This window comes from Microbacterium sp. P5_E9 (assembly GCF_054049175.1).
The window spans coordinates 1-714 of sequence record NZ_JBFUMV010000062.1 but is presented as its reverse complement, the minus strand read 5'-3'; the positions used below and the strand labels follow the sequence as shown (position 1 = coordinate 714).

Below are 714 nucleotides of genomic sequence, written 5' to 3'. Positions count from 1 at the left end.
CCGCATGCACGGCACCACGCGCGAGCAGCCGCTGTCGCTGTATGCGCTGGAGCGGCCCCTGCTGCGCAGGCTACCTGGCGTCACGCCGGACCTTGGCACCTGGCACCGTGTGGTCCTGCATCGCGACTGTCACGTTCAGCACGATCGYGCGTTCTACTCGGCGCCCTTCTCCCTGGTGGGCCAGACGCTGTGGCTTCGTGCCACCGACACCGTGGTGGCGCTGTACCAGGACTACCGGCATCTGGCGACCCATCCGAGGGCGCTTCGCGCGGGCCAGCGCGTGACCATATTCGATCACCTGCCGCCCGAGGCGCGCAACTTCTTCGAGCGCGACCGGCGCTGGTGCGCGACGCAAGCGCAGGCGGTCGGGCCGCGCTGCACCGAACTGGTGGACAGGTTGCTGGGCGACCGCATTGCCGAGCGGCTGCGCGCCGCACAAGGAATTCTCTCCATGGGCAAGCGTTATGGAGCGGCCCGACTGGAGGCCGCGTGCGACAGGGCGCTGGCGCACAACAGTCCTCACTACCGCACCGTCAAGACGATTCTGTCCACCGGCGCCGACCAGCAGCCGCTGATCGATACGCAGACCCCCGCGGCCTACGCCCGTGCGCGCTTCACGCGCAGCGCGGCCGACCTGTTCGGCGCCGAGCCGACCACGCTTCATTGACCCAGCCAGGAGGAGAGCACCACCCAACGACGAGTACCCCTCTACAC

1 protein-coding gene is annotated in these 714 nt (G+C 69.0%); it reads left to right on the top strand.

What is annotated here, in order from left to right; translation table 11 throughout:
* A partial coding sequence (locus tag ACXJ3V_RS20225; RefSeq protein ID WP_457102149.1) for a Mu transposase domain-containing protein occupies nt 1–667 on the top strand: 667 nt, incomplete at its 5' end.
* Nucleotides 668–714: the final 47 nt, after the last annotated feature.